The sequence below is a fragment of the Tenacibaculum litoreum genome, from assembly GCF_964513915.1.
Lineage (GTDB): Bacteria > Bacteroidota > Bacteroidia > Flavobacteriales > Flavobacteriaceae > Polaribacter > Polaribacter litoreum.
In genome coordinates this window covers 128579-142436 of sequence record NZ_CAZEQS010000001.1, presented here as the reverse complement: position 1 = coordinate 142436, position 13858 = coordinate 128579, and the positions used below count along the sequence as shown (strand labels likewise).

16 protein-coding genes are annotated in these 13858 nt (G+C 32.4%); 2 read left to right on the top strand and 14 right to left on the bottom strand.

Annotated features, from left to right (window positions below):
• Positions 1 to 3: 3 nt before the first annotated feature.
• From ACKTTR_RS00620 to ACKTTR_RS00565, 12 genes are all read right to left on the bottom strand, one after another.
• Positions 4 to 1197, bottom strand: a complete 1194-nt coding sequence (locus ACKTTR_RS00620; protein WP_408026039.1) for an MFS transporter — start codon at positions 1195 to 1197, stop codon at positions 4 to 6.
• Positions 1184 to 2506: a lysine N(6)-hydroxylase/L-ornithine N(5)-oxygenase family protein gene (locus ACKTTR_RS00615; protein ID WP_408026038.1), complete on the bottom strand. Its 1323-nt coding sequence runs from the start codon at positions 2504 to 2506 to the stop codon at positions 1184 to 1186. The genes ACKTTR_RS00620 and ACKTTR_RS00615 overlap by 14 nt, the downstream gene beginning before the upstream one ends.
• Before the next feature lie 5 nt (positions 2507 to 2511).
• Positions 2512 to 4020 (bottom strand): pyridoxal phosphate-dependent decarboxylase family protein, encoded by a 1509-nt coding sequence (locus ACKTTR_RS00610; protein WP_408026037.1) that lies wholly within the window; start codon positions 4018 to 4020, stop codon positions 2512 to 2514.
• 173 nt (positions 4021 to 4193) lie between these two features.
• Complete coding sequence (locus tag ACKTTR_RS00605) at positions 4194 to 4526, bottom strand: 2Fe-2S iron-sulfur cluster-binding family protein (protein ID WP_120185967.1); 333 nt, start codon at positions 4524 to 4526, stop codon at positions 4194 to 4196.
• 2 nt (positions 4527 to 4528) lie between these two features.
• Positions 4529 to 5347: a sterol desaturase family protein gene (locus tag ACKTTR_RS00600; RefSeq protein ID WP_408026136.1), complete on the bottom strand. Its 819-nt coding sequence runs from the start codon at positions 5345 to 5347 to the stop codon at positions 4529 to 4531.
• An 80-nt stretch (positions 5348 to 5427) separates the two neighbouring features.
• Positions 5428 to 6483 carry an NAD(P)/FAD-dependent oxidoreductase gene (locus ACKTTR_RS00595; protein WP_408026036.1) on the bottom strand — a complete coding sequence of 352 codons (1056 nt, stop codon included), beginning with the start codon at positions 6481 to 6483 and terminating at the stop codon, positions 5428 to 5430.
• A 191-nt stretch (positions 6484 to 6674) separates the two neighbouring features.
• The gene (locus ACKTTR_RS00590) at positions 6675 to 6911 is read right to left on the bottom strand and encodes a NifU family protein (RefSeq protein ID WP_408026035.1); all 237 of its coding nucleotides are present in this window, start codon (positions 6909 to 6911) and stop codon (positions 6675 to 6677) included.
• 6 nt (positions 6912 to 6917) lie between these two features.
• The gene (locus tag ACKTTR_RS00585; protein ID WP_408026034.1) at positions 6918 to 8048 is read right to left on the bottom strand and encodes an Mrp/NBP35 family ATP-binding protein; all 1131 of its coding nucleotides are present in this window, start codon (positions 8046 to 8048) and stop codon (positions 6918 to 6920) included.
• A gap of 176 nt (positions 8049 to 8224) precedes the next feature.
• The gene (locus ACKTTR_RS00580; RefSeq protein WP_408026033.1) at positions 8225 to 8770 is read right to left on the bottom strand and encodes a DUF4269 domain-containing protein; all 546 of its coding nucleotides are present in this window, start codon (positions 8768 to 8770) and stop codon (positions 8225 to 8227) included.
• Entirely contained in the window at positions 8767 to 9090 is a 324-nt protein-coding gene (locus ACKTTR_RS00575) for an MGMT family protein (protein WP_408026032.1), read from the bottom strand. The genes ACKTTR_RS00580 and ACKTTR_RS00575 overlap by 4 nt, the downstream gene beginning before the upstream one ends.
• Positions 9091 to 9172: 82 nt before the next feature.
• Complete coding sequence (gene trmB, locus ACKTTR_RS00570; RefSeq protein WP_408026031.1) at positions 9173 to 9844, bottom strand: tRNA (guanosine(46)-N7)-methyltransferase TrmB; 672 nt, start codon at positions 9842 to 9844, stop codon at positions 9173 to 9175.
• A 12-nt stretch (positions 9845 to 9856) separates the two neighbouring features.
• Positions 9857 to 10078, bottom strand: coding sequence for a DUF6341 family protein (locus tag ACKTTR_RS00565; RefSeq protein ID WP_408026030.1), 222 nt, complete (start codon positions 10076 to 10078; stop codon positions 9857 to 9859).
• A gap of 42 nt (positions 10079 to 10120) precedes the next feature.
• Here ACKTTR_RS00565 and ACKTTR_RS00560 point away from each other — a divergent pair, with 42 nt between their 5' ends.
• Positions 10121 to 11026 (top strand): DUF6427 family protein, encoded by a 906-nt coding sequence (locus tag ACKTTR_RS00560; RefSeq protein WP_408026029.1) that lies wholly within the window; start codon positions 10121 to 10123, stop codon positions 11024 to 11026.
• Position 11027: 1 nt separating this feature from the next.
• Here the strand turns inward: ACKTTR_RS00560 and upp are convergent, their stop codons facing one another.
• Together upp and ACKTTR_RS00550 are read right to left on the bottom strand one after the other, a co-directional pair.
• Positions 11028 to 11681, bottom strand: coding sequence for a uracil phosphoribosyltransferase (gene upp, locus ACKTTR_RS00555; protein ID WP_408026028.1), 654 nt, complete (start codon positions 11679 to 11681; stop codon positions 11028 to 11030).
• Between the two features lie 42 nt (positions 11682 to 11723).
• Positions 11724 to 12497, bottom strand: coding sequence for an alpha/beta fold hydrolase (locus ACKTTR_RS00550; protein ID WP_408026027.1), 774 nt, complete (start codon positions 12495 to 12497; stop codon positions 11724 to 11726).
• Between the two features lie 39 nt (positions 12498 to 12536).
• On the opposite strand from ACKTTR_RS00550, the gene brnQ reads away from it, so the two are divergent.
• Positions 12537 to 13820 (top strand): branched-chain amino acid transport system II carrier protein, encoded by a 1284-nt coding sequence (gene brnQ, locus ACKTTR_RS00545; RefSeq protein ID WP_408026026.1) that lies wholly within the window; start codon positions 12537 to 12539, stop codon positions 13818 to 13820.
• The last annotated feature ends 38 nt before the right edge of the window (positions 13821 to 13858 follow it).

Genomic DNA, 13858 nt, shown 5'->3' with positions numbered 1-13858 from the left:
AATTTAAGCTTTGGCTAATTGTTTGTGTACTTTCCTTACCGATTTAAACACGATAAAGTACAAGACTAGTGTGAGTGTAAATCCGCCTAAAGCAATAATGAAAGGTATGCGTAAACCAAAGCTATCGACTATAATCCCTACGTTTAGCGAAGCTAATAACACACCTAGGTTTTGAAAGAAATGTATTTTACTGTAATCTACTGAGTATGATTCTGGAGAACTCAACTCGAATAATAAAATATCGAATTTCACGACTCCTTGAAAAATTGCCCATCCGTAAATAACTCTTCCTAAAACAACTGCTACTTCATGAGGTATTCCTTGTAACATCAATCCTATCAAACCTATACATAAAGCATTTATAATTCCTTCGTGTCCTTTTGATTTTCGCTTGTTATTAATCCATAATGCTACTAAAGCAACAAAACCTGGAATAGCGTAGATAGTCCCTGAAACCAATTTGCTTTTATACACTGAAAAACTTTCCCAATACGTTGAAAAGAAAGGCCTGATTAAAAAATCACTGAAATATAATATCAAGGTGATTAAGCCTAATTTCAAAATAAACCCTTTTGGGATAATTTTTTTATCAGTTACGGCTGGTTCTTCTGAAATAATTAAGTCAGTAGCATATTTTTTACTTTTTAATAAATAGGCACTCATCGTCATTTGAATAAAATCGCCTGCTGCCATAATTAAAAAAATACTACTCGGGTTTATATAATCTACAGTTACACCTCCCAATACAGCACCTAAAATTCCTCCTAAATGCACCACTACTGAAAGTAACCCAATTGTACTTGGATGTTCTTCTTTTGTAATGATTTTTAAAATGTACGGATATACCAGTAAATAACTTCCTTTAAACAGTACCATAACAAGTGATACTATCCAGAAATTAATATATGATGTGGTATAATAGCAATACAATGCTAACATACCTGCAACTGCCTGGGTGTAAACTAAAATGTTTAATTCTGAAACTTTTTTAGAAACATACGCCCAAAAAGGAAATGCAATCATTACCATAAAACAGATGGCTGCAAAATAGTATCCGACATTTTTGGGATTCTTCATTCCAAAACGAAGCTCAAAAAACTGCGGGTAAAATGGATGCAGTAAATAATCGCTTACTACTGCAACCAGTGTCATTAGTATTAAAAATGTTTTTAACTTCATACCTCTATGCAAAGACATTGAGTTCTATTTCTTCTTCTTGTGTAACCTCAAATTGTTGAAATGCAATTTTTTGCTCAATAGAGTAATGTTCTACTCCTGTTATTTCTTTAATAATGTAGGAATTTTTATAAGCAGCCATCCCTAAATCAGGAGTTACAAAACCATGCGTATGTAGCTCTACATTCTGAACAAAAATTTCGCTGTGATTTTTATCTATACTATAATTGCGTTGTACATCGAAACGATCTTGATAATCCCATAAAATTCGGTCTGTAATTCCTTCTATAAAATCAGGTAATTGATATTCATATCCTGTGGCAAGAACCAATCCGTCAGTTTCATGTTTAAAATATTTGTCTTGTTCTACTTGATGAAGTTCAAGTTTAATACCGGTATCTGATACTTTCGTGGTTTTCAATTCCGAATTGGTACGCAATGAAACTTTTAAAGGTTCTTTTGATAGGACTCGTTTCGCATATAACGTATCGTGAATAGCTCCTATTAAATCTTGATTGATCCCTTTGTATAAATGCTTTTGATTTTTAATTAATGTATCTCTTTTGGATGCTGGTAAATTGTAAAAGTAGTCTACATACTCTGGAGACGTCATTTCCAACGTTAGCTTAGCATACTCTAATGGGAAAAAGCGAGGAGAGCGGGTTATCCAGTTCAATTCATATCTTTTTGTGTCTATTTCTTGTAATAAATCAGAAAATATTTCAGCAGCACTTTGCCCACTTCCTAGTACGGTTATTCTTTTTTTATTCTGTAATTGTTCTTTATTAGGTAAATATTCTGATGAATGGACAGCAACATCTTTCAACTTTTTACAACAAGCAGGAATGTAAGGTTGTGTTCCTGTTCCTAAAACTAACTTCTTCGCTTTATAAATTTTAACTTCCTGTGTTTTTGTACAAATACTTGTAACTACATAAATTTTGTCTTTTTGATCGTAATTTACATTTGTAACTTCTGTATTAAAATAGATGTTAGAAAGCTTGCTAATTACCCACTGACAATAGTGGTTGTACTCATTTCTAAGCAACAAGAAATTTTCTCGTATGTAAAAAGAATAAATTCTTCCTTGTTCTTTTATATAATTAAGAAAACTAAAAGGGCTGGTTGGGTCGGCAAGGGTTACCAAATCTGCCATAAAAGGCACTTGTAAAGTGGTGTCTTCCAACAACATTCCTGGATGCCAATCAAATTTCTTTTTTTTATCAAGAAAGACTCCATGTAAGTTTTCAATTGGTTCTGATAAACAGGCCAATCCTAAGTTAAAAGGACCTACACCTATGGCTATAAAATCTAATATAGTATTCTTCATCTTTTTTAGTTTGTAGTTTTGTATTGTTCTCCTCTAGTTTTAATCATTTCTATAATGTTTAGGAGATTGTTAATTGTGTTTTTAGGATTTAGTAAAGTAAATTTTAGATAGATGTTACCGTCTAATTTTGTACTTGCTATTGATGCTTTTCCAGCTTTGTATAAGGTGTTTTTGATATATAAATTAATTGTGTCATGAATTATATCCTCTGTTATACCTTTTGCTTTATATCGAAATACTAGGGTACTTAGTTCTGGTACATGAGCAATTTCAAAACACTCTTCATTTTTTATACGATGATATACTGCTTTTGTTAAAGAGTGTACCTCTTCTAAGTAATTAGCTATGGTTTTAGTCCCCATTGTTTTTAAGGTCAACCAAACTTTTAAGGCATCAAATCGACGTGTTGTTTGGATTGATTTCTCTATAAGATTAGGGCGTTGCGGATCTTTATCTTCAACAGGATTTAAGTAATCTGCATAATACGATACGTATTGAAAATGCTGTTTATTATTAACTAAAAACGCACTACAACTTACGGGTTGAAACAATGTTTTATGAAAATCGATGGTAATAGAATCGGCTAACTCAATCCCTGCAAAATACTCTTTGTGAGTATTTGTAAGTGCATAAGCTCCTCCATAAGCGCCATCTGCATGCAACCACATGTTGTGTTCTCTAGTAATTTTCCCTATGGTTTGTATCGGGTCAAAACTACCATAATCGGTAGTTCCTAATGTTGCTACCACTGCAATTGGAATGTTCCCTTCTTGTTTTGTTCTTTCAATAGCTAACACCAACTCATTAGCATCCATTCGCATTCTCTTATCTACTTTTACAGGAATAACTGCATCATAGCCCATACCTAACAAAGCGGCACTTTTTTGAATACTGAAATGTGCCTTTTCAGAGCAAAAAACTCTAAACTTACTTATCTCATTACTCCAACCATGTTGCTTAATGTTAATCCCAAAATTTTTAAAGGCATAATTATCTCGAGCCATTAATAATCCCATAAAATTAGATTGTGTTCCTCCGCTTGTAAAAACACCATCTGAATTATTTGAAAGATTAAATACGCTAGTTATCCATTGTATAACCTCTTGCTCTATAAAAGTTGCTGAAGTACTTTGATCCCATGTTTCAACTGCAGTATTTATTGTTGTTGTAATCATTTCTGCAATCACCGAAGGCAATGTAATTGGGCAGTTTAAATGCGCTACATATGTTGGATTATGAAAAGCGATTGCATTTTTTATATACAAACCATTTAATTCTTCTAAAACACTATCAATTGTGTGTTTTTCTTCAATGTTTAGCAATTTTGCTTGTTCTTTATTTTTTAGAATCTCTTCAAGATTATCTCCCTGATAAAAAGTTCTATTGGATAAAAATTGCTGAATATAGGAGGTTGTTTTTTGAATATACTCTTCATACAACTGTGCAGATTCATCACTAAACAAATAGCTATTTAATGACAATTCTTTTAGTGAAGGGCTGGGTTTAAGAATCATTTATTTTTATTTAGTCTTAATAATTTAAAGCAAAAGTATATTTAGACCCAATAAACTAAATGACGTAAATGGAATTTAAAATGACGTGAATAGCATATTTTACAAAAAAAGAAAAGCGCAGTATTTTAGTGTACACTAAAATACTGCGCTTTAAAAACCTTATTCTTATGTTATTAGCTCTCTGGAGCTAATTCTACTTCTAAACCATCTAAATCTGGCGTCATTTGTATTTGACAACCTAATCGGCTATTATCTTCCACATAAAAAGCCTCTGCTAACATAGCTTCTTCATCGTCTCCCATTTCTGGTAATTCGTGATCTGATTTTACATAGCATTGACAAGAAGCACACATTGCCATTCCACCACAAATACCAATGGTTCCTTCTGGAGCTAGCTCATACGAGCGTACCACTTCCATTAAGTTCATTGCCATATCTGTAGGCGCTTGTACTTCGTGAGTAACTCCATCACGGTCGGTAATTTTTATAGTAATATCTTGTTCCATTATTACAAATTCATTTTTTTTCGAAGTGTTTTCGCTCTTTTATCTTCTCCATCATGGGTCCATCCTGGTGAATTGAATATATAATTCAGTTTATCACTCCATTTATCAGCTCTCTTTACATCATTCCAAATAGCAGTATATTCATGCGTTGCTACTTTTACGGGATTAAAAGTTTCAATATTCACCGTAAGTCCATAAACAGGCTTATCGACATCTTTTAATTCTTCAGAAAAGGTACCAAATATACGATCCCAAATAATTAAAATACCCGCATGGTTACAATCTAAATATCGAATATTTGATGCGTGATGCACTCGGTGATGCGATGGTGTATTGAAAATTAATTCGATTGGTTTTGGCAGTTTATCAACTAGCTCTGTATGTACAAAAAACTGATAGATTAAACTAATTCCCATCATGGTAAACATCATTAAAGGGTCAAAACCTAACAACGGAATCCACATCCAAAAGAAAAATTTATGAATACGCTCACCAACTCCCTGACGTAATGCTGTTCCTAAATTCATATGCACTGACGAATGATGTGGTACATGACCTGCCCAAAACAAGCGTACTTCATGATTTAAACGGTGGAACCAGTAATAAGCAAAATCATCAGCCAATAATAATAGAATCCACGCCCACCATTGACGTTGTACTATGCCTTTTAACGGACTCATTTCATATAAATAGAAAAAAGCTACAAAGGCTAAAATCTTCGGAATAAATTCAACAATAGCAGAAAACACCATCATTAACATTGATACTCCAGTGTCTTTACCATGATATTTTTCTTTTGCTACTCGGTATTCCACGAACATGGAAATGAAAAATATAGGCAAGGCGAAGTACAATAATTTGTCTTCGGATAATTGTTGTATGTATTCGGTTAATGTCACGCTTAATTAATCGCTTTAACTACAGCTTTAGGCGCTTCTTTTCTAGTACCATCAAATCCATCAACTCCTCCAACCGTTGTGTATTTCATCACATATTTCTTGTCTGGATGAATACGTTTATAAGCGCTCTGGCACATTAACGTTGCTTCGTGGAATCCGCATAAAATTAACTTTAACTTCCCTGGATAGGTATTTACATCTCCAATTGCATAAATTCCTTCAACATTGGTTTGGTAGTCTAAAGCGTTGTTTACTTTTATCGCATTTTTCTCTATTTCTAATCCCCAATTTGCAATTGGTCCTAATTTTGGAGATAGTCCAAACAGCGGAATAAAATGCTCACAAGGTAATGTAAATGGTTCTTTATCTTTTTGCTCTACTAATACACCTTCAACTTTATCATCACCAATAATTCCTTTAACTTCTGCTGGTGTTATTAGCATTAGCTTTCCTTCGTTCTTTAACTCTTGTACTTTATCAACAGAATCTAGGGCTCCTCTAAACTCATTTCTTCTGTGAATTAAGGTTACTGATTTTGCTACGTCGGTTAAGAAAATAGACCAATCTAGAGCAGAGTCTCCTCCTCCAGCAATTACCACGTCTTTACCACGATAAATTTCTGGTTCTTTAATCATGTATTCCACTCCCTTATCTTCAAAATTTGCGATATTAGGAATAGGTGGTTTACGAGGCTCAAAACTTCCTAATCCTCCTGCAATAGCAACTACAGGTGCTTGATGTTTTGTTCCTTTGTTAGTTGTTACAATAAACGTTCCGTCATCTTGTTTTTCAATAGTATCTGCACGTTCTCCTAAGGTAAACCCTGGCTCAAATTGTTTAATTTGTTCTAGTAATTTATCGGTTAAATCTCCTGCTAAAATCTCTGGATAAGCTGGGATATCGTAAATAGGTTTCTTTGGATAAATTTCTGAACACTGCCCACCTGGTTGTGGTAAGGCATCAATTAAATGACAACGTAATTTTAATAATCCTGCTTCAAAAACCGTAAATAATCCTGTAGGTCCTGCTCCAATAATTAATATGTCTGTTTGTATCATTTTGTAACAAAATTCTCTTATTTATACTGAGATTCCCACCTTTTGAAGTAAGGCAGGAATATTTATGCGTTAGTGATTGAGTGGCTTGTTTGAGCTCTCCCAATTTTTTTAATTGGGAAGCGAGTAACGAAAGCACGCCCGAACGCCCAAAATTAAAGCAATTGTTTTACTTAAAACCTGACTTTTATCAGTTAAGCTATGTTAATTACTTCTGTAATTTCTGGTGCGTATTTTTTAATCGTTGCTTCTACTCCGTTTTTCAAGGTCATTTGATTGACTGAACAACCGCTGCAAGCTCCTTCTAATTGTACTTTTACTGTACTGTCTTCTATAGATAATAATTTAATATTACCTCCATCACTTACTAAAAAAGGTCGGATTTCTTCCAACGCTTTTTCTACGTTATTTCTTATGTCTGCTGTTGCCATAACTGCTTATTTTGAGCTACAACCACTCATAGTAGTAATTCGTACTACTTCTGTTGGTGGTAAGTTTGCATTTCTTTTTAATAGTTGTGAAACCATTTCTTTGGTTACCTCTGTAAAAGCTTCTGCTAGTGGTGTATTTTCTTGTAAAGCTACTGGATGTCCAACATCTCCTGCTTCACGTATGCTTTGTACTAATGGTATTTCTCCTAAGAAACTTGTTTCAATATCTTCTGCTAAATTTTTAGCACCTCCTTTTCCAAAAATATAATATTTATTGTTAGGAAGTTCTGCTGGTGTAAAATACGCCATATTTTCAACGATACCTAATACTGGTACGTTAATACTTTCTTGTTGAAACATTGCCACTCCTTTTTTAGCATCTGCTAAGGCTATGTTTTGCGGTGTACTTACTACAACTGCTCCATTAATTGGCACTGCTTGTACTATTGATAAATGTACATCTCCTGTCCCTGGAGGTAAGTCGATTAGTAAGAAGTCTAACTCTCCCCAATCTGCATCAAAGATTAATTGGTTTAATGCTTTTGAAGCCATTGGTCCACGCCAAATTACTGCTTGACTTGGATCTGTAAAGAAACCTAATGATAATAATTTTACTCCATAGCTTTCAATAGGTTTCATTTTTGAACGTCCATTTACGTTTACCGCTAATGGTTTTTCTTTTTCTACATCAAACATTAAATGTTGCGATGGTCCGTATACATCAGCATCTAAAACTCCTACTTTGAAGCCCATTTTTGCTAAAGATACTGCCATATTTGAGGTGATGGTAGATTTTCCTACTCCTCCTTTACCTGATGCAATGGCAATAATATTTTGAATATTAGGAATTTCTTTTCCTCTAATTTGATTTGGGTTTTCTTTTTGTTGAACTTCCACCTTTACATTCACTTTTACATCGATTTTTTGATCAACGTGTTGGTGAATTGCTTTCATTATCTCAACTTCTACCTTCTTTTTCGCTTGTAATGATGGATTTGCAATAGTAACATCTACAATAACCTCATCTCCAAATGTAACTACATTGGTTATATTTTCGTTTTCTACTAAACTTTTACCTTCTCCTGGTGCTGTTATGGTTTCTAACGCTTTGTATATATCTTGTTTTTTAAAACTCATGTTTTATGCTATATGCTTTAAACAGCAAGCGATAGGCTTGTTGCTTATTTTTATTTAATCTTAACTGCAAAGATACGTTTTAGCCCTCAGAAAATAAAGTCTTTAGATTGGTAATATTTATAGGCTGATAAGTTGGTTTTATAGATGATTTTTAAACTTGATTTTTTTAGGAAAAATCAAGAAATATAACCTTTCTCAAACCCGTAGGTTAATAACATTTTATATGGATCTCCTTTTAAACTTAAAAGTTTTGCAAATGCTGGTTCAGTTTTAAATCCTTGTTGTTTTAGGGTTATAATTTTAGACTTAAATGCTACGTTTTCTTCTAATAACACTTGGTGTTCTATAAGCATATGTAAATAAGAGTCTTGCTTTTCAGGTAGTTTATTTTGTATAAAAATCTCTATTGGAAAGGTTTTATACTCGAATGTAATAATTGTTGTTTTTAAGTTTTTATACGACGAAATTGTCCTTACTTCAAACCCTGAAAACTCTCCATAATTTTCGCACACAACTTTTATAACCTCTTCATGATTATCACTCTGACAGATGATATCTAAATCACTTGACTCTACATCAATATCGATAGGTATTGTACCTACTAAAATAGGATTGTAGTTTTCTAATAATTGAAAAACATTCAGCTCTAACAACGTTTTATGAGCTTCTTTTTGACGAACAGTTCCTTCTTTTAAGTATGTTATATCTTTGAAGTTTATCACAATTCTTCACTCGGATTCCAGAATACATTTTCAAAATCTTGAATTTGATTGTCAACAACCTCTATTCCTTCGCTTTCTAACAATTGTTGCATAAGGTTCGTTCCGTCAAAATGATGCTTTCCTGTTAATAATCCTTTTCTATTAACTACTCGGTGTGCTGGTACTTCTTTTTCTGAAGAGTTATTCATTGCCCAACCAACCATTCTTGCTGAACGAGCTGCTCCTAAATATGTAGCAATGGCTCCATAACTAGTTACTCTTCCATGTGGTATTAAACGTGCTACTTCGTACACTTTTTCGAAGAAATTTTTATCTGCCATGTGGGTAAAGATAGTGACATTTAACGAATACCAATCGACCGAAGAAAAATCTAAAAACAAAAAATCCTGCAAAAAAGCAGGATTAGTAATTAAGTTTAAATTTTATATAAGTAATCGGTTTTCCGATTTCTAAATATTGTTTTTCGTAGAATGTTTGCGTACCTGTTACCTCTTCTGGGCTGTACACATTTTTATACACATCATGGTTGGCATGTAAAACTTCATGTCCTTCACCATGTAACAACCCTAAAGTATAACCGTGCATAAATTCACTATCGGTTTTTAAGTTTACAAAACCTTCTGAATTTAAAATATGGTAATATTTCTTTAAAAATTCAGAGTTCGTCATACGATGTTTGGTACGCTTATATTTTATTTGAGGGTCTGGGAAGGTAATCCAAATTTCAGAAACTTCGTTTTCAGCAAAAATATAATCTACTAATTCTATTTGAGTTCTAATAAAAGCAACATTGTTCATGTTATTTTCTAGTGCTGTTTTAGCTCCTCGCCAAAATCGCGCACCTTTAATATCAATTCCAATAAAGTTTTTATCAGGATTCTTTTCTGCTAAAGCAATCGTGTATTCACCTTTACCACAACCTAGCTCTAAAACTATTGGATTGTCGTTTTTAAAAAAAGTATTCCATTTTCCTTTATAAGAAAAATCGTTGGTTACTTCTTCTCGTGTTGGTTGAATAACGTTAGCAAACGTTTCATTTTCTTTGAAACGTTTTAGTTTATTTTTGCTTCCCAAAGTTTATAGAAATTAGGCTCTATCTTCTGTTCCTTCTCTTTGAAAACGAGCAGCTTCTTTCATCCAATAAGCAAATAACACTAATAGGATTAATAAAAAGAACCAGTTTACAGCGTTTGAAGTCCACCAACCTGCATCTGATTTTGCTACTGTTAAACGTAACCAATCGAATGGTGCAAATAAAAAGTCGGTAAATAAACTACCAATCCATCTAAAAATATTGCCTGCTATCATATCTTAAGTATCTTTACAGCTGCAAAAATATAAAAAGAAACAATGTTAGCCAATTTTTTCGGTAAATCTAAACCTATAAATTTTATTGTACTGTTTGTACTTTTCTTAGGGTATTTTGTTTTAAGTATTTTTTCTAAAGAATTATCTTTCAATCTCGTTAAAGAACTTGGTTGGTTTTTAGTTGTTTTTTCTGTGTACAACTTTATAATAGCTAAAAATTTATTGACTTATGATAACTCTTTTGCTTTTTTGTTTTTTGTAATATTAATTGGTTTTTTTCCTGATACTATACAGATAAACAAAACTTTTTACGCTAATTTAACCATACTTCTTTTCTTACGAAAAGTATATAGTTTACAGTCTTCAAAAAACATTCTACACAAATTGTTCGATGGTGGATTGTGGCTTGGGATCTCATTTTTAATAGAACCTTATGCTCCTTTGTTACTTATCTTGCTTTACTTATCTATATTCTTACATCAACGATTTACCTATCAAACATTATTAACACCTATAATTGCTTTTTGTTCTCCTGTCTTTTTGTACTTCACTTACTATTTTTGGTATGATAAGCTTGAAAAATTTTGGTTGCTTTTTGATTGGAATTTTCACCCTGATTTAAGCTTTTATTCTCATGAGAAGTATTTGTTCCCCATTCTTTTTATTAGTTTTTTTTTAATAGCTTCTATTTTTTTAAAAAGCCCAAAGGCACTTTCTGTTAAAAATAAATTCAGAAAAAACTGGATATTAATTCTTACTCATCTTGTAATTACTACAGCTATTTTACTTTTAGTTCAAGATGGCTCTGGAAGTGAGTTTTTATATATATTTTTCCCTATTTCTGTTATTCTAGCTAACGGAATAGAATTTTTCCAAAAGAAATGGTATGCAGATGCTATTATTATTTTATTCTTAATAGCTTCTTTTACTGTAAGTGCTATTGTATAAACTACAGTTTTGCTCCGTAGGCTAAATCACCTGCATCTCCCAAGCCAGGAACAATGTAACCTTTATCATTTAATTTTTCGTCAATATCAGCAATCCATAAAGTTGTGTCTGCTGGCAAATGTTTAGCAACATACTCTACACCTTCTACTGAACCGATAACTGAAACTATAATTATTTCTTTTGGTGTTCCGTATTTTTTTATACCTTCATAAACCTCTACCATAGAGCGTCCTGTTGCTAACATTGGATCTACTAGTAACAATGTTTTACCATCAATAGAGGGTGATGCAAAGTATTCTACTACTATTTCAAACTCTTCATCATTATTTGGGTGATGACGGTATGCCGATATAAATGCATTTTCTACATCGTCAAAATAATTTAACATTCCATTGTGTAGTGGTAATCCTGCTCTAAGAATAGAGCATAACACTATATTGTTTGTAGGTAACTCTACCTTTTTGGTTCCTAAAGGTGTTGTTATTTCTTTTGTCTCATAATTCAGCTCTTTACTTAATTCATATCCTAAAACTTCTCCTATTCGTTCAATGTTTCTACGAAAACGCATCGAATCTTTTTGAATAGATGTGTCTCTGAGTTCAGCTAGGAATTTATTAAGAATAGAATTTTGTTTGGCTAAATGATGAGTTTTCATGAAATGTATTCTTTTTGTGCGCTACAAAAGTAACGGATTTTATCAAGCTTTTATAAAGTTGGTTATTGCTTTTAGTAGTTCTTCTCTTGCTTCAACATAGCTCATATGTCCATTTGGTAATTTAATTAATGAAGTCCTTGTTTTCTTTGCTTCTTTTTCAACAATCGTATAATTTAATATTGGATCATTTTTTCCAGCAATTATCAATCTCTTTTCTATTGTTTGTAAAACAACTTCCTTGTTTTCTCGTAAACGCATTCCTTCTGTTGCTGCAATATATCCTCTAACTGGAGTTTTTAAGGCTTCTTCTCTTATTTTTTCTATTTCTTCAGATAATTGTGAACGCATATTTTCTGCAAATAAGTTGCTTATTGACATTTTTACCAACGTTTCATAGTTTTCCTTAGCCATTTCAATGGCTCTAAGTCGTAACTTCTTGCGTTCTTCACTATCTGCTTGAGAGGTGGAGTTCATCAAACAAATTCCTTTTACATTTTTTTGATATTTTTCTGCAAATACCAATGCAACATATCCACCCATGGAATGTCCTACAAAAGTAGCTCGACGAATTTTTAATTCTCTTAAAACAGATTTGACCGCTTCTGCCATTTCTTCCATCGTATGAATATACCCAACACATCCTGTTTTTCCATGTCCTAATAAGTCAATACAAATCACGCGGTTTTTTTTAGACAATTCATCAACCACCTCGGTCCACATAGTGCTATTTTCTAAAAACCCATGTAATAAAACAATACTACTTCCCTTACCAGTATCTGTATAAAAAACCGTTGTTTCCTTAAATTTTGCAATCATTTTTTAATGTATATTCGTCGCTTACAAATTTGTTAAGCAATGCACAAAACTAAGGAGATATTTATAAACGGATTTGCTTTATTTTCAATGTTTTTTGGGGCTGGTAATTTAATTTTACCTCCATTTTTAGGAAAAAATGCTGGAAACTTATGGTTTTGGGTAACTATTGGCTTTTTTATTACTGCTGTTTTTATTCCTATGATAGGTATTTTAGCCCATGCTAAACTACAGGGTACTATGTACGATTTTGGTAAAAAAGTATCTCCTACTTTTAGCCTTATATATTGCTTTGTTGTATACACTATTTGCATTGCTTTACCCGCACCTAGAACAGCATCAGTTACTCATGAAATGGCTATTGCTCCTTACTTTAGTAACAGTAGTTCTTTAGTTACTAGTACAATTTATTTCGGGCTTGTTTTTCTTTTTACCATGAACCGATCAAAAGTACTAAACCTACTAGGCAAGTTTTTAACACCTCTTATTATACTAATTCTATTAGCTATTATTTTCGTTGGTTTTTTTACAGCTCCTGATACAATTACTCCAACTACTCTTAAAGCTCCTTTTGTTGATGGTTTGCTAGAAGGGTATCAAACTTTTGACGCTATTGCTTCCATAGTTGTTGGTGGTGTTTTAGTTATTTCAATGAATTTTAACACGAATACAACTTTTGAAGAGAAAAAAGAGCTAATTACCAAAGCTGGTTTTATTGCTGGTGTAGGTTTGTTAATTATTTATGCTGGCCTTATTTATAACGGCGTTTTATTTAGTTCTACCTTTTCTGAAAGTGCTAACAGAACAGAAATTTTAAACTCTTTGAGTAATCAAACTTTAGGGAATATTGGAAGTGTTTTCCTGAGTGTTTTAGTTGCTTTGGCCTGTTTTACAACAGCTGTTGGAATTATTACTGGAACTGCCGATTATTTTAAAGGAATTAACAATAACTCTCAAAAAGTTTTTACAATTACTGCTATTATTAGTTGTTTACTAGGAATTGCTGTAGGTCAATTTGATGTAAAATATATTATCAATATTGCACTACCGGCTTTAATGTTTATTTATCCAATTACTATTGTTTTAATTATACTAAATGTACTTCCTGAAAAATACACCTCAACTTTAGTTTTTAAAATTGTAGTGGGAATAACCTTTTTATTTAGCATTCCAGATTTTTTAGGCTTTATTATCAACCCTAACTACTTAATTGAGTTAAAAAACAACATTCCTTTTGCTAATCATAATTTAGGATGGGTATTACCAGCTATATTGAGTTTTGTTTTTGCTAATTTGATTAAAAGTAAAAAAGTAAATTCCAACTAAATAAATTACTTAACGAACAATATATTAACTAAAAAAGC